Origin of the sequence: Halobacteriovorax marinus SJ, from assembly GCF_000210915.2 — a bacterium.
In the GTDB taxonomy this organism is placed as follows: domain Bacteria; phylum Bdellovibrionota; class Bacteriovoracia; order Bacteriovoracales; family Bacteriovoracaceae; genus Halobacteriovorax; species Halobacteriovorax marinus.
This window is the reverse complement of record NC_016620.1, coordinates 486,698-508,047: the sequence shown is the minus strand read 5'-3', so window position 1 is coordinate 508,047 and position 21,350 is coordinate 486,698. Positions and strand designations below refer to the sequence as shown.

Here is a 21,350-nt window from a genome sequence, read left to right as displayed (position 1 = left end):
ACTTACTCTAAATTTAAGCTTTGTTCTCTAATTTTTTCTAATTGTACTTTCATCTGAACGACATTATCGGAGATTTCCTTTAGAGAAGATTTAGACCCTATGGTATTTGTTTCCCTATTCAGCTCTTGAATAAGAAAATCTAACTGTCTTCCAATCTCTCCCCCATCGTTCAAGATAGCGTCAAGCTTTTCTAAATGAGCTTTAATTCTATTGATTTCCTCATGAACATCCATCTTCTCGAGGTAGTAAACAACCTCTTGTAAGAATCTTGGCTCATCGATTGAGATTTCATCTGAATAGTCTTGAAATCTCTTTCTTAACTTTTCTTCAACATTTGCTTGGAATGAATCTACTAGACCGCAGATCACTCTGAAATGCTCTCTAAATTGTTTTGCATGTTGCTCAATCACTGCATGCATCTTCTCCCCTTCACTGAGACGAGACTGCTCTAGGGATTTAAGGGCCAATTCAAACGCTTCCTTGGCCAGCTTAAAGCTCTCTTCACTGGAGTCATCAAGGTCTTTATAGAAATCTTGTCTTAAGAACTCACTTGGAGATATCGCGAGATCAAGACCTTTTGACTTTGTAATAGTGGAGATTTTATCGAGGAATTCAGCGACCTTAACTTCATCAATATCGTCGAATTTAGTTTTTCCCTCGGCTTTTTTATAATTAACGTAAATATCGAAACTTCCACGCTTAAAAACTTTAGCAAGGGAGTTTTTTAAATCTAATTCAATAGGCGCAAAGAGCGATGACATTTTAAAGCGCAAATCTTTAAAGCGGTGATTAACACTCTTAATTTCAGCAGTAATAACCCAGTCACTTCCACTGGCTTCACCTTTTCCAAATCCTGTCATCGACTGTATGGCCACAAAGACTCCCTATTGAATTGTAGTAATCGTTTGATTACCCATTTCTCTAAACTTCTCAAACCTTTGCTCAAGAACTTTATCCATGCTCATTTTAGATAGGGCCTTAAGTTCTTTTGAGATGGCCTTCTTAACAACTTCAAAAGCTGCACTCTTATCCTTATGTGCTCCACCAATTGGTTCTTCAATCACAGAGTCTACAACTTTTAGCTCTAGTGCTTTTGAAGGTACTAATTGAAGAGAGTTAGCCGCATCTTCTGCCTTCTTTGGGTCGGCCCAAAGAATTGAAGCGCAAGACTCTGGAGAGATAACTGAATAAATAGAGTATTCCATCATCATTACTCTATCCGCAATCGCGATTCCAAGTGCACCACCAGAACCACCTTCTCCAATAACAACTGAGATAATAGGTGCCTTAATATCGAACATCTCTGCAAGGTTTTCTGCAATAGCACATGCTTGTCCACGTTCCTCTGCACCAATACCTGGGTATGCTCCCGGAGTATCCACAAAAGTAACAATAGGAATTCCAAATCTACCAGCCGTTTGCATAACTCTTAATGCCTTTCTATAACCTTCTGGTCTTGGCATTCCAAAATTATGGTGAACTTTCTCTTTAGTTTTTCTTCCCTTTTCAATCCCAACAATAGCAACTTTCTTACCATCAATTTTTCCAAAACCAGTAATAATGGCAGGATCATTGGCAAAGTGTCTATCGCCACAAACTTCCTTAAAGTCTTCTACCATCTCATTGATATAATCAATTGTATGAGGACGATTCGGATGTCTAGAAAGTTGAACTCTCTCCCATGGACTTAGGTTTGCGTATATATCTTTAATTAGTGTACTTACTTTTTTTTGAAGGGCCTTTATCTCTTTGCTGATATCAATTTCAGGTCTAAGGGATGCCTCTTGAAGCTCTTTAATTTGATTTTCAAGATCTCTTACAGGCTTCTCGAATTCTAATGTGTAATTATTGAGTAAATCACTCATACTTTACCTCACCACTTTTTTGCGAATATCTTACGTATTCATGGGTATTTAACGATTAAAATTGGTTCCCAATCTTAGGAAAATTGGTGGCATTTGGAAAGTTTAGAGCAAAAAAAAGAGACCTTGGGCCTCTTTAATTTAATACGCGTCGCGCATAGTGAATTTAAGTCATTTCTTATTCGAGAATCCAACCACTTACGACACCGTTTTCGAAGTAGATTTGACGCAATTTACTGCCGTCATAGAAAGACCATCGCTCATTTTCATAACGAGGGTCTCCGGCTACATCAACCTGCATAGGTCTTCCCCAGATTCTCTTGATATCGGACTTTCTCATTCCAATATCAACCTTTGTCGTTACGCTAGATCGCATATAACCAAAGTTCTGACTAGCAGGTGATCGGCTATTTTCTTGATAGGCACTAAAGAATTTTGTGCGAATATATTCATCTCTCTCATGCCTTGGGAGATTTAAGTAATAAACTTTTTCAGAATCGCTAGTTAGTGAGTCCCTCACTCCTGCATATTGTGTGTAGTCTTCGTCAGAGAGGGCGTTAACTTTTCGGGTAATTTCCTTTCTTAGGAATGACTTCTCTTGGATTTCTTCTTTAGTTAAGCCGTCCACAGGAGTTCTTTCTAAAATCTCTCTCTCGCTTCGATGGGCCCTACCACTATCTCCAGCGGTTAGCCTAAAGTCTTCCCCCGCTACCCAAAAAGAGTCTGACTCCCTGTCCATTTCGTCTATATAAGTTCGATTGGCCAGAAGACCTGCACAGCTGGTGAAGTTTAGAAGTATGATTAATTTAAAAATTGATCCAAACGTTTTCATATTACAATTCCAAAATGATTAATGTTCATGCATGTTTGAGACACGCAAAAGACTCATCGACTTCAATCAGCAAATGAATAAGTCTTTGGGCAGTATTTCTTTTTGATGGGAAGTTCTTTCTAGTCCGACCTTTTTACTCCGTTAAAGATGCGAACTTTAAGACTAAAACTTATGAATTCCTGACCGATAAGATTAACAGGAGGCTTCTTTGAAATTTTGGATAAAAATTGAAGCATTTTTAAATTCACTAATTGAGCAGATCATGGCTGCTTTTGGCAGACTCATATCTAAACTCACTCCTAGTAAAATAAAGAAGTCTATTAACGATGGTGGTCTTAAATATGAAGAGACTAAAAATAAGGCCAAGCAAGCATTAAATCAGCAAGGAACGAAAGCACTTAGTTCTGCGCTAAATGCGAAAGATAAAACTCTTAAAACAGCAAATCAAATTCAAAGTAAAAGTATTGAAGTTATTGTTAAGGCAAAAGAAGTCGACTACAAGAGATTAGATTACAAGAAGCTCTTCCTTGGTGCTCTCCTTATTTTTTCTCCAGTAATCATCAAAGTTAAATCGTGGTTATTAAATCTTAGCCCTAAATTTATCTTGGGTTCAACCTTTGCACTAACAGCTGTAACTCTTTCATCAATAACGATTTACACTCAAAGCCAGAAGATATCTGACAAAGCAAGTGCCGGAGCGAGAGAGCCTGCTTCTCAAGTAGAAAACGCTACAGCAGTTAGTAAAAGAAAGGGCTATTACAAATTAGACGAAAAGAGATTCAGCATTAACCACGTAATTATGCCAGTCTATATTGGAACTGATACGAACTTAAAAACTTTAAGTATCGATTTAACATTTATTAGTTCAAATAAATACATTAAGAGTTATTTCTCTAATAATCGTCATCTCATTAAAGATAGATTGAATACAACAATTCAGCCTCTAATTCCTGAGTTTCCACTAGAGACCGAAGGTAAAATGATAATAAAAGAAAAGATCAAATCAGAGCTGAACTTACTTATCAAAGATCTCAATATCAAAGGTGAGATTAAGGAAGTTCATATCAACTCTATTCTAGCTGGCTAGTTTAGGACGCTTTCGAAAGAACATTTTTCACTGTATTAATTGAGACATCCAGCTTCTTTGCAGCACTTCTATAATCACCATTTACTCGCGCTAGAACAGTGTTGAAGTACTTTAGTTTTAACTCTCTATAGGTAATCGTATTTTCAGATAAATCACTCTTTAGCTCCGCAGGTAAAAACATTAATTCATCATCTAAAAAATCATAATCTACTTTTCGCCCATTACTAAGAACAGCCTTCTTATTTAAATGTCCCATTAACTGACGAATATTTCCAGGCCAGTCAACTTTCAAATAAAACTCTCTAAGCCTTCTAGTTAGAATACAATCTTGCTTAATTTCAAATTCATTAATCAATGTCGCAAGCTTTCTGCGATCCTCTCTTAATGGAGCAAGCCTTTTAAATGATCCACTTGAAATCCTAAAGTACATATCCTTTCTAAATGTACCCTCTTCTACTAAGCTCATTAAATTTCTCCCAGAAGCAAATATAATTCGTACATCCACCGATTCTTCCTTATTTGATCCGACCGCCCTAAAAGTTTTCGAGTCTAGAAAGAGTAATAATTTTGTTTGTAGCTCTAAGGGTAAAGAATCAATCTCATCCAAGAATAAAGTTCCAAAGTTAGCTTCTTTAAGAGCTCCAACCTTATTTGAGATTGCACCTGTGAAGGCTCCTTTAATGTGACCAAAAATTTCAGACTCAACTAAACTAGGTGAAAAGGAGGCAAGATTTAGATGAACGAATGGGCCGACTCTTCTGCTTCGCTTATGAACTTCCCTTGCAAGATAAGACTTACCTGTACCTGTTTCCCCCTCAATAAGAATATTTAAATTTGAATCTACAATTCTTTCGTCTAGATCAAACTCATCTTCCTGCAAGGTTGTTGAAGTATCAAATCGAAGTCTATTATGCCCAATATCCAATTGATCTCCTCTAGAGATGATTGAACTTAAAACTAAGCTTCCATTGTGTCTGAATGGAATCTCATTCAAACTCTCTAGAAAGAAGAAGTGACCAGACCCAAATTTTTTCCAATTGAGAGAGAGCTCAACCTCCTCACTATTAAAAGCAGGTAAGAATAATGTGTAATTATCCTGCTCAAAACTATCATGAGACGTTCCCTTTATTAGATAATGGGTTCGGTTCAACTTAATCTCTTTATCCTGTCCATATAGTGGAGTTAGGGTAAATTTTGAATAATACTTAACTGCATCTTGTAAATCCTGACCAATTGCCTTCATATGAACTCCTTTTTGATAGAATTAAAGAATTTTTTTCATCAAAGACATTTTCATAATTTGTGCCATACTATATATAGTCATTTCAATTAATTAGAATTAAAGACGGTTCAATTTATGAACTATACTGAGGTAAATATATATGGCTTTTGAAATTGCGAGAGAAACTTCTACTTTTAGATATGGAATGAGTAATCCTGAACAACTCGAGCAATGGCTAAAGGATAACCCAAGTGCCATCGGTCTAAGCTTTGTGGGTAGATCAAATGTTGGAAAATCCAGCACTATCAATACTCTATTCGGCAATAAAATAGCAAAAGTCTCTAAGACTCCAGGAAGAACTAGAGAGATCAATATCTTTTCTTTCAAGTTAAAGAATGATGGAAAGATTGTTGAGGACCTTCCTGAATTTTACTTCTATGACCTTCCTGGATACGGACATGCTGAAGTATCCAAAGAGATGTCTAAAAACTGGGAAATTCTAATGACAACTTTTTTCCAAAATATTTCTCTCCATACTTTGATGGTAAATATTCAAGACGCTCGTCACCCAAACCAAAAGTCAGACCAAGAATTTCATCAATTCTTAAAAGGCTTTAATTTTGAAACTTTTCTTCTATTTAATAAGATTGATAAATTAAAGAAGCAAAAGGAAAGAGCAGCACTTAACAAGCTTAAGCCGGTACTCTCTAAAGAATTTAAGTGGGTCAGACAAATCTACTTCACATCTGCAGAGAAAAAAGACGGTATTGCTCAAGTAGAAGAAGCAATTATCTCCTATTTATTAAGACAGAGAGAACTATTAGAATCAATGTAATGGGTTCTAGTTTAATAAATACTTTTATTTATTTATTCATTTACTATATTGCAATTTTAAATATTGCTCTAGTTTTCTATGCGAGACCACAATTTCTTGGAAGGTTTTCATTCAACTATGGTAATCCCCCTATTCGCTTTCTATTTGCAGTACTTTTACTGCTGGCAAGTATTGGACTAGGGGTACTTACATGTATTCTCAGGTATTTTAATAGTATAATTATCTTTTAACTATTCTTCTTAATATCGTTAACGTCGCTTTCAATTTTTTCTAGATCAAATTCACAAGACCTAATAGTATTAACCAACTCTTTAACTCTTGGATCGTCAAACTCCAGAGTTCCATCCTCAAGGGCCTTAAACGTAAGAGCACCAAGCTCTTCATAAGATTCATGAAGCATAGTATTTGTCTTAGAGGCAGATAACATCTTCTTACCTATCTCAGTTGTTCTCTTTATTTCTTCTTGGCAAACTTGCACAATTTCATTGAAGCGGTCTTTCCACTGGGGCTGTTTCTGCATAAATTCCTCCAAAAAATAGTCCCATTAAAATTCTAGAAACAATTATACCATCTTAAAATTTCTTGAAAAGGTAGATCAAACCTCCAAGTGAGGTAAAGACTGTCCCCTCCCCAAATCTGTCCTAACCCACTACAATTAAAGAACTATGATTAAAGACTTTTTAGAAACCATAAATTTGAAGGCCAGTGCACAAGACAAGAAGAGTTTTGATCAGGTATTTTCAAAACTGTACTCTCTCTATGGTGAAAGTGAAGACCCTTGGGGACTCGATCTGCATAAGGCCAAATCAAGTATCGAGTATGTCTGGCCAATCTATAAGAACTATTTCAAAGTGAGAGTTTTTGGAAAAGAAAACGTAGATGATAGACCTTATATGATTACCTCAAACCATACAGGTCAAATTGCAATTGATGGAATGCTCATTTCAACAGCATTTGCTATGGAAATTGATCCCCCTAGAATTTTGAGAGCGATGGTCGAGAGATTCTTTACAGGACTTCCCTTTGTCGGAACCTGGGCCGCACAGGGTGGTGCGGTTCTTGGCGATCGTCAAAACTGTGAAAAATTACTAGAGAGAAATCAATCTGTTCTCGTTTTTCCAGAGGGTGTAAAAGGAATATCTAAAAGCACAAAAGATTTTTACAAAGTTCAAAACTTCACTAGAGGATTCTTTAGAATTGCTCTCAGTTCAGGAGTTCCCATTCTTCCAATCGCTGTTGTTGGAGCAGAGGAAATCTTTCCATTTGTTTACCAGGCCAAGACAGTAGCCAAGAAGCTTGGTCTACCTGCACTACCATTAAGTGCGAACTATATTCCACTACCATCGCCTATTGATATCTATATTGGAAAACCCTATATGCCGCCAGCACATTTAAATGCGGACTCCACTGATAAAGAAATAGACCAGCATATTTTTGAAATTGAGAGCCTCATTCAACAAATGACAAATGATGGCTTGAAAAAGAGAAGGAAGTTTTGGGCCAATGTTAAGTAAATCTAGAAAGATATTAATCATAGGTGCAGCAGGTGGGTTAGCAAGAATTCTCACAAGCATACTCTCTAAGGCCAACCCTGAAGATGAAATTATTGGAGTGGACTCTAGAGAGCAAGTGGAAGAGTTTAAACGAGATAATGTTCAATTTTTAAAAATTAGATATACTCGTGGAAATTTTGAGAAGCTTTTTAGAGATAATGAATTCCATGCTGTCTATCACCTTGCCAGAATGAGTCACGCCTACTCAAATAAGTCTAACCTTGCCCAGAGACTTGACCTAAATATAATGGGAACAAATAGAATTTTAGAGCTGGCCCTAAAGTTTGATGTAAAGAAGATGATTATCTTAAGCACATATCACGTATACGGAGCTCTTTCTGATAATCCAACTTTCATTAGTGAAGACTCACCTCTTAAGGCAAGTATCAAACATCCTGAACTTAGAGATGTTACAGAGATGGACCAATTGGCCACAAATTGGATGTGGAAGAATCAACATCGAATTGAAACAGTCGTTCTTAGGCCTTGTAGTATTATTGGCCCACAGATTCGAAACTCCATGAGCCAATATTTGACAACAAAGTACGCACCTCTTGGAATTGACTTCAATCCAATGTTTCAATTTATTCATGAATTTGATATGGCAAATATACTTGCGAGATCTCTCAATGAGATCCCTACTGGTATATATAACGTTGCTCCTGATGAAGTCGTAAGCCTTAGAAAGGCAAAAGAGCTCATAGGCCTACCGAGTTTAAAAGTTCCTTTAATTACACTCACTCCAATGACTCTAGCAGTGAAGAAAATATGGAACTTTCCCGACTACTTAATTGAGTATATTAAATTCAGCTGTGTCATTGATAACTCAGAACTGAAGAAACACCTTAAAGGAGAATTTTTAAGATTCTCTACTAAAGAAGCTCTAGAGCTTTTAAAATTAAAACTCTAGAATATTAATTACCAGAAGGTGCAAAATAAGCGACTCCGGCAGAACCTAGAACAACAAGAGCAATACATGCTAATTGTGATGGTGAAACACTTTCTTTATCTAGAACGACACCTAGTAGCGTCCCCCAAATAAAAGTCGTCGCATAAATTGGATAGACAACACTTAATCGACCTCCCATTTTAAATGAGATAACGAATAGAACCATTACGAGACAAAAGAGAACAATCCCACTTATAAGAGGAAGATTCATATAAATTGGAACCTCTCCAATTTTATTTCCTCCTACTTTATAAGCATATTGTCCAATTGCTCCAACGAATGCAGCAATGAGGTAAAGAAGTGCTGGTACAGCTTGATCTTTCATCTTTCTACCTAATACCTTAATTCTAAAATAGACTTTCTAATATAGTTTGTAATGTCTGAAACTTCACGGCTACGGTCAACCTTCTTACTTTTACCTATCTTTAGAAATGAATTAGATGGCAAGACTAGCCACTGACCCTTAGGTAGAATCTCACCAAATCCTTCACAGAATGCAGGAACAAATTCAACATTTGGAAATTTCTTCAAAAGAATAGAAACGCCTTGTTTAAAATCTTTCATTTCATTTGCATTGCCCCTTGTCCCCTCTGGGAAAATAATTAGAGAATGACCAGATTCTAGGAGACTTTCACATTGCTTTAAAGGATTCTCAAATTGTCGACTTCTTGAAACAGACACAGAGTTCAAACAAAGCTTGGCAAATAACTTGGTAAATGAATTTCTATAGAAATAATCTCTCGCTACAACAGGGTGCACCCTCTTCAAGTCTTTAATAGAAAGACTACAAAGTATTGCAATGGCATCTACATGACTATTGTGGTTAGCGACGATAATCTTTGGCTGGTCAAAGCAAGGTCTTTCATCGTAACGAAATTTAACACCTAAAACAATCTTCACAAAAGGTCCTAGTATTCCCTTAAAGAGTAGTACTCGAATAATAAATGCTAAGTTTTCCATTATAAATATCCTCTTAAAAGTAAGTAATGAACAGTGAAAGGCAAAGTAAACGATAGAGAATCAAGTCTATCTAAAATTCCTCCATGCCCTGGGATTAGATCATCCATATCTTTCACACCAAGATCTCTCTTAACTGCAGACATATTTAAATCACCAAATAGCCCAAAGACACTAAGTAAAAAACCAAATAGCGCAGCTTCACCAGCATGATCAAAAGGTAAATAACTAGAGAGACTAAATGTTAATAAACTCAAAGTTAGTGCTCCTCCAACAAATCCCTCGATTGTTTTATTAGGACTAATTGTTGGACTTAGCTTATGTTTACCAATAGTTTTTCCCCAAAGAAATTGGAGAACATCATTTATTTGAGTTAGAAATACAATGAGAATAATCAGTAAGTCTTGTTCACCACCATATGTCTCAATATTTCCCTGATGTCTTAAGAATGTAATATTTGAAAACCCATATACAATAAGCATTACCGACCAAAAGACCTTTCCATTGAATTCTAAGTACTTCTCATACTCCCCATGGAGAATATTTCTTATCGGTATTAAAAAGAACATATAGACAGGGAGAAATGAGTTAAAGCTATATGTAGTTCCGTTCTTGGCAATGTAGAACTGAATAGGAATTGCTAAGTAAATATAAAAGAGAGTACTTCTAAAGTGCTTTGTTACCGATAATTTTGTTAAGAACTCTCTCAATGAAATAAATGTCAGCAAAGAAATTCCCACAAGTGCAATAGAGGTTGGAAGCAAGAACATCACTGTGGCCAAAACTAAAATGGCCCACCAAGAGTAAACTCTCAAAACAATCTCATGCATTCCCTTGGATGGCTTAACCTTATTCCAAGGAATAAATAAAAGAGTAAAGAAAACCAAAAGACCATAGATTCCAAGTAGAACTTCTGTAAAGAGCGGAGTGAAACCAGTAATTTCGCAAATACTATCTATCATCTCAACTCACCTTTATTTAAATCATTTGAAATGATAATTAATCTTCTAAAGATCGTTATGAGACTTCCAAATGCAATAAGAACTAAAGTGAAGTAAATTACTTTTTGAGCATAGGCCGTACCGTAAAGAAAGTACTCTAAAATTAATGCCACAGTTATTAGAAACATTCTATGTTGTTTGGCCATCGGCCCAATGAAGTACGAACTAGTCCCCAATGATTTTCCTAGTACACGAATATAAGCAGTAGTTATGGCCAAGCATGTGGCAATCCAAGCGACATTAGTTGCAGTGAGAAAAAAAAGATCTTTTTGAACATAGAAACTTGCTCCAAGTATAATGAAAGCATCAGCAAATCGATCTGGTACATCATTAAATAATTCGCCATTGGGCTTCGACTTGCCATGTTCAACAGCAACCATTCCATCAAGTAGATTACAAATTAATCTCAACTGGATTAGGGCCGCACTTAAAATGAGAAAGAGCTTATTTGCATGAGCTTCTTTAGCAGAGAATAAGACTAAGAAAGCAAAGACCACGCTTAAAATTGAAATAGCGTTAGGAGTTAATCCCAAGTCTGATAACATTTTGGCTAATTTTTTTGCCCAAGTCGCGCCTCGAACCTTTAGAGGTCTTCTATCCATTAAATATCCCATGTAAATTTTTTTTAATTATAGCGACTTTAAGATTTCAATCAGTAAAAATGGGAGTAGCTGAAAACATTACAAGAATTGATCAATCTCTATACAATTTAGTTAACAATCGTATTGAAATCCTTATATTTCCAGTTAGAATAAAACATAGAAATTATTTACTCAAAAATAAGGATACCTATGAAAAATTCAGAAGTTAGCCTACCTAAGCTGGCGATAACTCTAGTGATTGGTCTCGTACTTTGGTTTATTCCTTCTCCCGAAGGCCTGGAACCAAGAGCTTGGCATCTCTTTGCAATCTTCCTCTCAACAATCATCGGAATTATCTTAAAAGCACTTCCAATGGGTTCTATTTGTATGACAGGGCTTGCAGTTGCACTCTTTACCGGAACATTGAAGCTTAAAGGAGAAGCTCTAACAGGTTTTTCAAATAGTACTATTTGGCTCATCGTTATTGCATTCTTCATTGCGAGAGGTTTTATTAAAACGGGGCTTGGAACAAGAATTGCTTACTTCTTCATCTACCTTCTTGGAAAGAAAACTCTTGGACTCTCTTATGGATTAGCCCTTACTGATTTAATTCTAGCACCAGTAACTCCTTCTAATACTGCGAGAGCTGGAGGAGTCATTTTTCCAATCATGAAATCACTCTCACATAGCTTTGGTTCAGACCCGCATGAGCCCTCTAGAAAGAAGATGGGTGAATTTCTGACTTTCAGTTGTTTTCAAGTGGATATGATTACTTCGGCCATGTTCATGACAGCGATGGCAGCGAACCCTCTCATTGCTCAATTTGCAGGAGAACATGGAGTAAAAATCACATGGGGAAGCTGGGCACTGGCCGCTTTAGTTCCAGGGATTATTTCACTTATCATTATCCCACTTGTCATTTATAAATTCTTCAAACCTGAAATTACAGAGACGCCAAACGCAAAAGAGCACGCAAAAGAGAACCTACAAAAAATGGGTCCTATGACTAAATCTGAATGGACAATGATAGCAGTCTTTCTCTTTTTAATTGTTTTTTGGATTTTTGGAGGAAGTTTAGGAATTGCTTCAACAACTACTGCATTTGGTGGACTAGCCATTCTACTCATCACAGGTGTCTTAACTTGGGATGATGTAAAAAGTGAAAAAGGAGCTTGGGATACTCTTATTTGGTTTGGAGTTCTTGTGATGATGGCAAGCTTTCTAAACAAGCTAGGCTTTATTCCATGGTTTAGCCAATTTGTTTCTAAAGAAGTTTCTGGATTAGCATGGACAACGGCTTTTCCAATTTTGCTAGGTGTGTACTTTTACTCTCACTATATTTTTGCATCATCTACTGCCCATGTTACAGCTATGGCATCAGTATTTATGCTCGTAGGTATTAGCGTTGGTGTCCCCCCTGCTCTTATGGCGATTTCATTAGGATTCTTTTCAAATCTTTTTGGATGCTTAACTCACTATGGTTCAGGACCAGCGCCTGTTTTCTTCGGATCCGGGTTTGTTGATCTTGGAGACTGGTGGAAACTTGGTTTTGGACTCTCAATTTTAAATATTATTATCTGGATGACTGTCGGAGGAATCTGGTGGAAAATTCTAGGACTCTACTAGAATAAATATAGAACTCTCGGAAGAGAGTTCTATTTCTTCAAAATCTTAGCTTTAAGTAAATCAAAATTCATCTTTGCAATATTTGAAATTGAGATATTCTCAGGGCATTCAACTTCACAAGAACCCGTAAATGAGCAATGCCCAAAATCTTCTAACTCCATTTGTTCCGCCATTTTAAGAGTTCTCTCATTTGCCTCAGGCTTACCTTGTGGCAATGAATTTAGATGACTAATCTTAGCTGACGTAAAGAGTGCAGCAGCAGAGTTCTTACAAGTCGCAACACATGCACCACACCCAATACATGCAGCAACATCCATTGCTGCATCTGCAACTTCTTTTCCTATTAGAATTGAATTGGCCTCAGCAGCTGTACCAGTTTTAGCTGTAATAAATCCACCACTTTGAATAATGCGATCAAATGAGCTTCTATCTACAACAAGATCTTTTATAATTGGAAACGCTTTTGCTCTCCAAGGCTCTACGACAATTGTTTCACCATCTTTAAAACTTCTCATATGTAATTGACAGGTCGTTGTATTAGAATGAGGTCCGTGTGCTCTACCATTAATGAAAACGCCACATTGCCCACAAATTCCCTCTCTACAGTCGTGATCAAATGCAACGACAGAGTCTCCCTTTCTAGCAAGTTTCTCATTAAGCGCATCTAATGCCTCTAAGAAAGACATCTCTTCTGAAATATTATCAACTTCATATAAAACAAAGCCACCTTTAGAGTCTTTATTGCTCTGTCTCCATATCTTAAATTTAACTTTCATTTATACGACCTTACTGTAGGTTTAACGAATTCAAATTCTAACTCTTCTCTATGAAGCTTAAAATCTCCATTATTATATTCCCATGCAGAAACATAGCTATAGTCTTCATCATTTCTAACAGCTTCTCCCTCTGCACTTTGAAATTCTTCTCTAAAGTGTGCTCCACATGATTCATCTCTTTGAAGAGCGTCTACACACATTAGTTCTGCCAGTTCTATAAAATCTGATAACCGGAGGCCTTTTTCTAACTCAGTATTCAACTCTTTATCTGATCCAGAAATACTTACTTCTTTCCAAAACTCTTCTTTAATATTTTTTATTTTAACAATGGCGTCTTCCAATCCTTTTTGATTTCTACTCATTGCGCACTCTTGCCACATGACTGCACCAAGCTCTCTATGAAAGTCATCAACTGTTTTTGTTCCATTGATGCTCATAAGTTTATCAATTTTTTCTTTCACCACCTCTTGAGCTTTTAAAAATTCTTGATGTTCTACAGTCGGAATATCATGATTTAACTCACCAGCGAGGTAGTTATTAATTGTATTAGGAAGAATAAAGTAACCATCAATACTTGCTTGAAGAAGTGAGTTCGCTCCAAGTCTGTTGGCCCCATGATCTGAGTAATTCGCCTCACCAATAGCATAGAGACCATTAATAGTTGTCATAAGCTCGTAATCAACCCAAAGCCCTCCCATAGAAAAATGAGCGGCAGGAGAAATCTTCATTGGCTCTTTATAAGCATCAATCCCTGTGATTTTTAGATACATATTAAAGAGGTTTCCGTACTTATCTTTAACTTTATCTTCACCCTGTTTGGCAATTGCATGCTTAAAATCTAAATAGACTGCATTTTTAAGAGGTCCGACTCCATGACCAGCATCAATTCTCTCTTTAGCCGCCCTTGAAGCAATGTCTCTTGGACAGAGATTTCCAAAACTAGGATACCTTCTCTCAAGATAATAATCTCGCTCTTCTTCTGGAATATCTCCAGGCTTTCTCGAGTCATCTTTCTTTAAAGGTACCCAAATTCGGCCATCATTTCGAAGAGACTCTGACATGAGAGTCAATTTAGATTGTGTATCACTGGACTGGGGAAGAGCTGTGGGATGTATTTGAGTAAAGCTAGGTCCAGCAAAGTACGCTCCTTTTTTATGAGCGGCCCAAATGGCAGAGCCGTTGCACCCAATCGCTAGAGTTGAGAGCCTAAAGACTCTAGAATATCCCCCTGTGGCGAGAACTACTGCATGAGCACTATGGCGCTTAATTTCTCCAGTAACTAAATCTCGAGTGATAATTCCTCTCGCCTTTCCATCGATAACAACAAGGTCAAGCATCTCTTCTCGAGTATTCATTTTCACTCCACCACTCGCCACCATTTTTGATAACTGAGAGTAGGCAGCAATTAAGAGTTGTTGACCTGTTTGGCCTCTAGCGTAGAAAGTTCTTTGAACTTGTACTCCTCCAAAACTTCTATTCGTTAAAACTCCTCCGTACTCTCTAGCAAAAGGAACACCTTGCTGAGTAAAGTGATCAATTAGTGGAGCTGAAAGCTGTGCCAAACGATAAACATTAGCCTCACGAGAACGAAAGTCTCCACCTTTTAGAGTGTCATAGAACATACGCCAGACACTATCTCCATCATGCTGATAATTCTTAGCCGCGTTCACACCACCTTGAGCTGCTACAGAGTGCGCCCTTCTTGGTGTATCTTGATAGCAAAAACAATTTACCTTATATCCGAGCTCCGCTAGAGTTGCCGCTGCTCCGGCGCCAGATAAACCAGACCCCACAACAATGACCTCGAACTTCTTTTTATTGGCAGTATTTACAAGTTTGCATTTATCTTGATAGTTGGACCATTTCTTTTCAAGTTCTCCCTCGGGAATTTTTGCATCTAACTTCATTTAAAGACTCCTTAGGTAAACGATAATTGGAATGATTCCAAATCCAACAAGCACAGCTGTAGAAAATATTTTTCCAATAAATGAAACTCTCTTTATATATTTTAGATTATAAAGCCCAAGAGTTTTAAAAGCGCTCGAAAAACCATGATTTATATGCATAGCAAGTGGAACCATAAGAACTGAGTAGAATAAAACGTATAGAGGATTTTTAAAAAGAGAGGTTGTAACAATATAGACATCTTTAAGACCATTTGAATCTAAGGGAACAGAATCTCCAAATCCAAGTTTTATTCTTGCCCAAAAGTTTGCCATATGAACCACAATGAAAATGAGAATAATAAAACCAAGAAGCCCCATATTCTGAGAGGTCCAAGAACTACTCTCAGTAGCATGATTCACATAGTACTTTTGTCCCTTAGAAAAATTGTTCCTCTTCGTAACTAGAACTGCATATATTGTGTGAACGATTATCGATAAGTAAAGTGCTATAGAAACAACTTTTATAAAAATATTCTCTCCTAGTTTATGAGAGTAAATATTATAAAGATCATGAGAAATGTGTGGAGGGAGAAGGAGAATTAAGTTCCCTCCTAAGTGAACTACTAAGAACACACATAGAAATAAACCTGTAAAGGCCATAACATTTTTTCTAAAAAATAGCATAATACACCTTAAATAATTTTTAGTTCATTATAGTTGAAAACTTGATACAGATATATCATTATTTAATCTTCTAACATGAAAATTATCAATATTTCTTAATGCATATTTGTTTTACATGACAAATGTACTTAATTAATTCGTGGAGAAAGAAATGATTAATAGAAAGAATTTTAGAACATGGAGCTCTATAACGATACTGAGCATATTCCTAATAGGGTGTAACAAAGAAGTAAAAAATAGAATACCTGATAAAAGAGATTTTCCAATCAACACTTCGGCCCCTGCGTGTAATGATTTCTATGATCACGTCTGCTCAAAAGTTATCGACTCTTTTGAGCTACCTGCCAACCGTGCCAGATATGCATTTGCTTTCAGTGACTCGGATGAAAGAATTCTAGAGTTCAAGAAAAAATTTCTCTCAGAGTTAAGAAGTAGAGACGCAATCTCAAAAAGAGAATCACAACTTAAAAATTATTATATGTCTTGCCTAGACCTCTCTCTTTCAGAAAAAAGTGAACTAAACTACATTAAAGAAACTAAGGAAAAGATCAATAATATAAAATCTAAGGAGGAGTTGATTTCATTTATAAATAATCAATTCTTTAAAGGGCAACAGTCACTTATTGGTGTTGAGCCCTTTGCTAATCCAAGCAATCCATCCAAAAGTGATCTCCTTGTCACAGCTAACGTCGTAACTCTTCCAGATCCTTCTTATTACCTTAAGAAAGATCTCACAAATGATCTTAAAGTTTTAATTACAGAGTTCTTTCAAATAATTGGTGATAAGAGCCCTGAACAAACAATGAAAACAGTTTGGAACTTTGAAGAATCTATGTCAAAAGTTTCACCAAATAAAATAGAAATTAGACAACTCATTGCTATTAATAATGTAAAGACAATAGCTGAATTCAAAAAAGCATATCCAGCACTTCAGATAGACAATGTCTTAACAAAGCTTCCGAAAGGACTAAATATTAGAGACTTCATGCCAAAGACAATGAAGCACTTTAATAACTATGTAGATCAATCTAGCTTGGATGATTTAAAAAATATCTACTTGTATCTAACTCTATTTGGCACTATTGAAGTAAGTCACAAAGAATTCTCAAGTAAGAAATACCATTTCCTCTCAACTTATCTAGGAAAACCAAAAGAAAGAGCCCCTAGAGGTGAAGAGTGTACTGAAATGATTAAGCAAAGATTCTCTAAAGAGATAGATTTCTTTGTCATAGATAAAATGTTTCCAAATTTTCCAGAAGAAAGAATCAAGAAGCTAGTACAATCAATTAGAGGGTCTATTGTAGATTCTTTAGAGAAAAATCAATGGCTATCTAAACAAGGAAAAGAAGAGGCCATTAAAAAAATTCAAAGTGCACTCTTACAAATTGTAAAACCAAAGAATGAAGAGGAGTGGGACTTCAATTACCTAGGTGAATATTCAGAAAAAGATTATATCTATAATGATATTCTTCTTGGAAAACTTACAAGAGAAAAAAGACTTGAAGATGCCACGAAACCTATTAATAGAGAGAAATGGGGTATGGCCCCACTGGCCATTAATGCCTTCTACAACCCTACTTTGAATAAGTTTGTCTTACTACAGGGAATTCTTCAATACCCATTCTTTGATAGCAAGATGGATGATCGAGATATAATAGCAGGAATGGGAATGGTTATTGGTCATGAATTGGGACATTCTATAGATGATAATGGCTCAAGGTATGACTCAGAGGGGCGCCTAAGAAAATGGCTTAAAGATGAAGATAAGAAGAAGTTTGATGAACTTACAAAGCCATTAATAGAGCAATTTAATTCTGTCGGACATGATGGGAAAATGACTCTAGGAGAGAATATTGGAGACCTAGTTGGGCTTGCTGCTGCATATAAAACAGCATTTCCAGACTCAACTAAGGAATACTCGAAAGAAGATCAGCAAAACTTCTTCAAGGCCTACGGTAGAATTTGGTGTGAAGTACAAACTGACAGCATGAAAGAGCTTAGACTTAAGTCAGATTACCACTCTCTTGGAAGACAAAGGGTAAATCAGCAAGTTAAAAATCACCCTGGTTTTACTGAGGCCTTCTCATGTAAAGAAGGAGATAAAATGTATTTACCAGAGTCAAAAAGAGTTAAAATTTGGTAGTGAATGTTAAATGATTTTTACAATTGAATATATTAAATATATAGTACATACTCTTTGATATATTCAATTTGGCCCGGTGGTGGAATGGTAGACACAGCGGATTCAAAATCCGCCGGTAGCAATACTGTGCGAGTTCAAGTCTCGCCCGGGCCACCATCACTAATGCCTTCTATCAAATCTAATAACTCATCAGTAAATAAAGAATCCTCTACCCCTTTCCTAAAGAGTACAAAGTATTCATTTTCATTAAAGCAGCATAGAGTTTCAAACCCTGGGCAAAAGCCTGAAAAATACGATATGCCATTTTTCAATTTTGGAAAGTAAGTTTTAATGTTTGGCAACTTTATAAATCTTAAGTAGTCATTAGGAGACATAATGAATTCACCGTCTCCCCAGCCTTTAATATAATTTGAATAATCTTTAGAAAAAGAGACTTCAATGTCTTTAGTTTTGTAAAAGTTCTCAATTGCCTTCTCATACTCTGCGCCCGTAATAATTTCAATTACTCTACTTAAAAGAACATAACCTGAATTAGAGTAGGCTACTTTATTAGGCGGATCATACTGACTTTTAGTTAATATAATTTTACTAATATCTTCTAGTCTCGACTCATTAATAAAACTTTCTTCTAATTCTAGGTAATCAAAAACTCCCGATCTATGCTCAATAAGATCTCTTAAAGTAATTAAATGAGTCGTTCCAAAATACTTTCCGACTTTATCATCTAGACTAATCTTATACTCTTCAGCCAAGAACTCATTAAAGTAGTAACTAATCATAGGTTTAGTAAGAGATGCTATTAACTGCTTCGAATTAAATCCTTTAGTGGACGATTCTCTACTTGTTTTAATGATGTAGCTTTCTTCATTTATTACTCTTTCCATAAGAAGGGGTAGCATTCTTAATTTCCTTATTCTTCATTTCTATTTACTTTACTGTAAAGTACTAAACATTTTTATATCTTGCTATTCGGCAGACTAGTTATAGATACTATGCCAGATTTGAACCTAGTAAAGTTAATCTTATACATTGATAGCTTTTCCTTTATTACAAAAGGTAGATTAATCAGTGATTTGTACTGCTTACAATAGTTCATCGACCTAACCACCTGTTTTTAGTGTAACTTTTTGCAAGTTTGCTTGACCAAACAAATGTCTCACCATATAAACCCTTTGCACAAATGAATTAAAAACAATCCAATGGAGGAAATATGAAAAACATTATTTTTGGAATTACATTACTTTTATCTTTATCAGGAAATGCACAGGAGCTAGGTCTTGGAGCACAAGAACGTTGGCTATCTCAGCACGGTGGATTCACTTGTGGACAAGATAGAACTCCAACTCAAACACCAACAGAGTTTAAAAATCAAGCTATCATGTTCTCTTACATGACAACTGACTACACTCTTGATCACGGAAAGCTTGTAGCATCATTCCACAATAAAGGTACTGAATGTCGTTATAATTTAGTTGGACTTGCTGATAACGCGAACTGGATTTTCACTAAGACTGATTCTTCTGCATACTCAGTTAATGGTGGAAACGAAGTAAACTGCGAAGCAGGTAAGGCTTACTTAGATTCACTATTTGCTCAACCAAATACATATATCTATGGTCGTGGTGCAATCTCTTTACAAGTTAAAGTTGAAGATGCTGCCACTCTTTGTGGAGAAGGTGCTACTCACGTTGGTATTTACTTCAAGAAATCTGCTAGAACAAAAATCTAGTTAATAACTGGCCCTCACTTGAGGGCCTTTTCATTTTCTAACTTTACATCGAAAACGTTTTATTGATTTTTGGACATTCCAATAATTTAAATACTAGCATACCAAAGCTCATCGAGAGAACAAAAACGACGGAGTTAGTATCTAGTGTCACGAGGTTTAAAATTCCAGGCCCAGGACAAATACCTAAAATACCGCACCCTATACAAGATAAAATCTATTCTAAGAGCAGTCTTGAGTCGATATCACTTCTTGTAGGTAGAAAGTGAAGATCAAAATATAGAGGTTTATTCTTAATACTAGTTGGTACATTTATACTTTATAAAAATAATTATGAATTTTAGAATCTAATCATCATCCAACAGAAGTCTTGGACCGGAACCCTCTGCCGCTAAAAAGTCCCCTTCATTTCTTAGTGGGCAATCTTTTAGTGAAAGACATCCGCATCCTATACAATAACCTAATTGCGACTTCATCTTTTCAATCAGTTTCATTTTCTTAGTTAGAACTTCATCCCAACTTTTTCCTAATTTTTTCCAATCGTTTACGGTCGGTCTCTCTTTATTAACAATTGATTTAAAAGCGTACTTAATCTCTTCTAAAGAGAGTCCTATTTTCTGCGCTACCTTAATATACCCGAGAACTCGGAGCTCTCTTCTATTGAACCGCCTCTGATTTCCACTATTTCGAGTCGATCGCAGGAGCCCCTTAGACTCATAAAAGTGAATAGCTGAAATTGCGACTCCGCTTCTCTCAGAGAGTTCCCCTACTGATAAAATTTCTTTGTCTTGAATGATTCTATTCATAATCGCCTTGACCTCAAGTTAACTTGAGGTTTTATACTTCATTGTACCTTAAATTGACATCATAAGGAGAAAATATGACAAAGAAAAATGCACTTATCACAGGCGGAGCAAGAGGGATTGGAGCTGCGATAGCCAAGGAACTTTCAAAGAGAGGCTACAGGGTTTTCATTAACTATGTTAACAGTACAGCTATAGCAAATGAACTCGTTGAAGAAATTAACAACTCCGGAGGAGAATCTTACTCTATTCAAGCAGATGTAAGAGAAAATGACCAGGTTTCAACAATGTTTAGCAAAATCAAAAAAGATCATGGAGGCGTTGATATACTCGTTTCCAATGCGAACATGAGCTTCACTCAAAAACCATTTCTAGATCAAAGTTGGGAAGAGTTTGCTCAAAAATTAAATGATGAATTACACGCTTCTTATATTACGGCTAAGCATGCATCTGAGAATATGAAAGGCAACAAATATGGAAGACTAGTTTTTATCTCTAGTACATTATCAGAAAGTCCAGCACCTAGTTTCATTGCGCATGGAACAGCAAAGGGAGCATTAGATAGCTTTTCTAAGTACTTAGCTCAAGAACTTGGACCACTTGGAATTACATCTAATATCGTTGCTCCAGGTCTTGTTCTTACTGATGCAACTAAACAAGCACCAGAAGAATTTAAGAATTATATAAAATCTATGACTCCAACCAATAGAATTGCAACTCCAAAAGACGTTGCTAATGTCGTTGCCTTCTTAGTGGATGAGAATAGTTCTCATATAACTGGAACATATACTCCTGTATGTGGAGGAGCCTACCTTCCATAAAGTGTA

The 21,350-nt window shown here is 36.2% G+C and carries 24 protein-coding genes and 1 tRNA gene; 10 read left to right on the top strand and 15 right to left on the bottom strand.

The features are described 5' to 3' along the window. Window positions 1-2: 2 nt before the first annotated feature. The 3 genes from BMS_RS02375 to BMS_RS02365 all read right to left on the bottom strand — a co-directional run bounded on the left by BMS_RS02375 (window position 3) and on the right by BMS_RS02365 (window position 2,694). Complete coding sequence (locus BMS_RS02375) at window positions 3-875, bottom strand: YicC/YloC family endoribonuclease (RefSeq protein WP_014243190.1); 873 nt, start codon at window positions 873-875, stop codon at window positions 3-5. Window positions 876-884: 9 nt separating this feature from the next. Beyond that, on the bottom strand, window positions 885-1,865 hold the full coding sequence (locus BMS_RS02370; RefSeq protein ID WP_014243189.1) for an acetyl-CoA carboxylase carboxyltransferase subunit alpha: 981 nt from the start codon (window positions 1,863-1,865) through the stop codon (window positions 885-887). A 175-nt stretch (window positions 1,866-2,040) separates the two neighbouring features. Continuing rightward, window positions 2,041-2,694 carry a hypothetical protein gene (locus BMS_RS02365; protein ID WP_014243188.1) on the bottom strand — a complete coding sequence of 218 codons (654 nt, stop codon included), beginning with the start codon at window positions 2,692-2,694 and terminating at the stop codon, window positions 2,041-2,043. A gap of 208 nt (window positions 2,695-2,902) precedes the next feature. Between BMS_RS02365 and BMS_RS02360 the strand changes: the two genes are divergently transcribed. After that, entirely contained in the window at window positions 2,903-3,781 is an 879-nt protein-coding gene (locus tag BMS_RS02360) for a hypothetical protein (RefSeq protein WP_014243187.1), read from the top strand. Window position 3,782: 1 nt separating this feature from the next. On the opposite strand, the gene BMS_RS02355 is transcribed toward BMS_RS02360, so the two are convergent. Next, the gene (locus tag BMS_RS02355) at window positions 3,783-5,024 is read right to left on the bottom strand and encodes a sigma-54-dependent transcriptional regulator (protein WP_014243186.1); all 1,242 of its coding nucleotides are present in this window, start codon (window positions 5,022-5,024) and stop codon (window positions 3,783-3,785) included. A gap of 139 nt (window positions 5,025-5,163) precedes the next feature. Here BMS_RS02355 and yihA point away from each other — a divergent pair, with 139 nt between their 5' ends. After that, entirely contained in the window at window positions 5,164-5,838 is a 675-nt protein-coding gene (gene yihA / locus BMS_RS02350; protein WP_014243185.1) for a ribosome biogenesis GTP-binding protein YihA/YsxC, read from the top strand. Then, a complete protein-coding gene (locus BMS_RS02345; protein WP_014243184.1) occupies window positions 5,838-6,068 on the top strand; it encodes a hypothetical protein in 231 nt (76 codons plus the stop codon). Before yihA ends, BMS_RS02345 begins: the two co-directional genes overlap by 1 nt. Here BMS_RS02345 and BMS_RS02340 read toward each other — a convergent pair. Next, window positions 6,065-6,358, bottom strand: coding sequence for a hypothetical protein (locus BMS_RS02340; RefSeq protein ID WP_044557209.1), 294 nt, complete (start codon window positions 6,356-6,358; stop codon window positions 6,065-6,067). The two genes, BMS_RS02345 and BMS_RS02340, sit on opposite strands and share 4 nt — an antisense overlap. 145 nt (window positions 6,359-6,503) lie before the next feature. Between BMS_RS02340 and BMS_RS02335 the strand changes: the two genes are divergently transcribed. Continuing rightward, window positions 6,504-7,352 (top strand): lysophospholipid acyltransferase family protein, encoded by an 849-nt coding sequence (locus BMS_RS02335; protein ID WP_014243182.1) that lies wholly within the window; start codon window positions 6,504-6,506, stop codon window positions 7,350-7,352. Next, window positions 7,342-8,301, top strand: a complete 960-nt coding sequence (locus tag BMS_RS02330; protein ID WP_014243181.1) for an NAD-dependent epimerase/dehydratase family protein — start codon at window positions 7,342-7,344, stop codon at window positions 8,299-8,301. Before BMS_RS02335 ends, BMS_RS02330 begins: the two co-directional genes overlap by 11 nt. Window positions 8,302-8,305: 4 nt before the next feature. On the opposite strand, the gene BMS_RS02325 is transcribed toward BMS_RS02330, so the two are convergent. Genes BMS_RS02325 through BMS_RS02310 form a run of 4 tightly spaced genes read right to left on the bottom strand, consistent with a single transcriptional unit; the run spans window position 8,306 to window position 10,900 of the window. After that, window positions 8,306-8,665, bottom strand: a complete 360-nt coding sequence (locus BMS_RS02325; protein ID WP_014243180.1) for a hypothetical protein — start codon at window positions 8,663-8,665, stop codon at window positions 8,306-8,308. 8 nt (window positions 8,666-8,673) lie between these two features. After that, window positions 8,674-9,300: a lysophospholipid acyltransferase family protein gene (locus tag BMS_RS02320; protein WP_014243179.1), complete on the bottom strand. Its 627-nt coding sequence runs from the start codon at window positions 9,298-9,300 to the stop codon at window positions 8,674-8,676. Next, complete coding sequence (locus BMS_RS02315; RefSeq protein WP_014243178.1) at window positions 9,300-10,259, bottom strand: phosphatidate cytidylyltransferase; 960 nt, start codon at window positions 10,257-10,259, stop codon at window positions 9,300-9,302. Before BMS_RS02315 ends, BMS_RS02320 begins: the two co-directional genes overlap by 1 nt. Then, entirely contained in the window at window positions 10,256-10,900 is a 645-nt protein-coding gene (locus tag BMS_RS02310; RefSeq protein WP_044557207.1) for a CDP-alcohol phosphatidyltransferase family protein, read from the bottom strand. The genes BMS_RS02315 and BMS_RS02310 overlap by 4 nt, the downstream gene beginning before the upstream one ends. 189 nt (window positions 10,901-11,089) lie before the next feature. On the opposite strand from BMS_RS02310, the gene BMS_RS02305 reads away from it, so the two are divergent. Next, on the top strand, window positions 11,090-12,505 hold the full coding sequence (locus BMS_RS02305) for an anion permease (protein WP_014243176.1): 1,416 nt from the start codon (window positions 11,090-11,092) through the stop codon (window positions 12,503-12,505). A 29-nt stretch (window positions 12,506-12,534) separates the two neighbouring features. On the opposite strand, the gene BMS_RS02300 is transcribed toward BMS_RS02305, so the two are convergent. Genes BMS_RS02300 through BMS_RS02290 form a run of 3 tightly spaced genes read right to left on the bottom strand, consistent with a single transcriptional unit; the run spans window position 12,535 to window position 15,851 of the window. Further along, complete coding sequence (locus tag BMS_RS02300) at window positions 12,535-13,281, bottom strand: succinate dehydrogenase/fumarate reductase iron-sulfur subunit (RefSeq protein WP_014243175.1); 747 nt, start codon at window positions 13,279-13,281, stop codon at window positions 12,535-12,537. Next, window positions 13,278-15,188, bottom strand: a complete 1,911-nt coding sequence (locus BMS_RS02295; RefSeq protein ID WP_014243174.1) for a fumarate reductase/succinate dehydrogenase flavoprotein subunit — start codon at window positions 15,186-15,188, stop codon at window positions 13,278-13,280. Before BMS_RS02295 ends, BMS_RS02300 begins: the two co-directional genes overlap by 4 nt. Next, window positions 15,189-15,851 (bottom strand): succinate dehydrogenase cytochrome b subunit, encoded by a 663-nt coding sequence (locus tag BMS_RS02290; RefSeq protein WP_014243173.1) that lies wholly within the window; start codon window positions 15,849-15,851, stop codon window positions 15,189-15,191. 151 nt (window positions 15,852-16,002) lie between these two features. Between BMS_RS02290 and BMS_RS02285 the strand changes: the two genes are divergently transcribed. Then, window positions 16,003-17,994 carry a M13 family metallopeptidase gene (locus tag BMS_RS02285; RefSeq protein WP_052590561.1) on the top strand — a complete coding sequence of 664 codons (1,992 nt, stop codon included), beginning with the start codon at window positions 16,003-16,005 and terminating at the stop codon, window positions 17,992-17,994. Between the two features lie 70 nt (window positions 17,995-18,064). Then, a tRNA-Leu gene (locus BMS_RS02280) sits at window positions 18,065-18,150 on the top strand. Here BMS_RS02280 and BMS_RS17325 read toward each other — a convergent pair. Next, window positions 18,129-18,878, bottom strand: coding sequence for a serine hydrolase domain-containing protein (locus BMS_RS17325; protein ID WP_157868223.1), 750 nt, complete (start codon window positions 18,876-18,878; stop codon window positions 18,129-18,131). The two genes, BMS_RS02280 and BMS_RS17325, sit on opposite strands and share 22 nt — an antisense overlap. A gap of 326 nt (window positions 18,879-19,204) precedes the next feature. On the opposite strand from BMS_RS17325, the gene BMS_RS02275 reads away from it, so the two are divergent. Next, window positions 19,205-19,723 (top strand): hypothetical protein, encoded by a 519-nt coding sequence (locus BMS_RS02275; RefSeq protein WP_014243171.1) that lies wholly within the window; start codon window positions 19,205-19,207, stop codon window positions 19,721-19,723. Window positions 19,724-19,766: 43 nt separating this feature from the next. Here the strand turns inward: BMS_RS02275 and BMS_RS17965 are convergent, their stop codons facing one another. Together BMS_RS17965 and soxR are read right to left on the bottom strand one after the other, a co-directional pair. After that, entirely contained in the window at window positions 19,767-19,913 is a 147-nt protein-coding gene (locus BMS_RS17965) for a hypothetical protein (protein ID WP_407635798.1), read from the bottom strand. A 154-nt stretch (window positions 19,914-20,067) separates the two neighbouring features. Beyond that, window positions 20,068-20,526, bottom strand: a complete 459-nt coding sequence (gene soxR, locus BMS_RS02270; protein WP_014243169.1) for a redox-sensitive transcriptional activator SoxR — start codon at window positions 20,524-20,526, stop codon at window positions 20,068-20,070. A gap of 74 nt (window positions 20,527-20,600) precedes the next feature. Here soxR and BMS_RS02265 point away from each other — a divergent pair, with 74 nt between their 5' ends. Continuing rightward, the gene (locus BMS_RS02265; protein WP_014243168.1) at window positions 20,601-21,344 is read left to right on the top strand and encodes an SDR family oxidoreductase; all 744 of its coding nucleotides are present in this window, start codon (window positions 20,601-20,603) and stop codon (window positions 21,342-21,344) included. Window positions 21,345-21,350 lie beyond the last annotated feature (6 nt).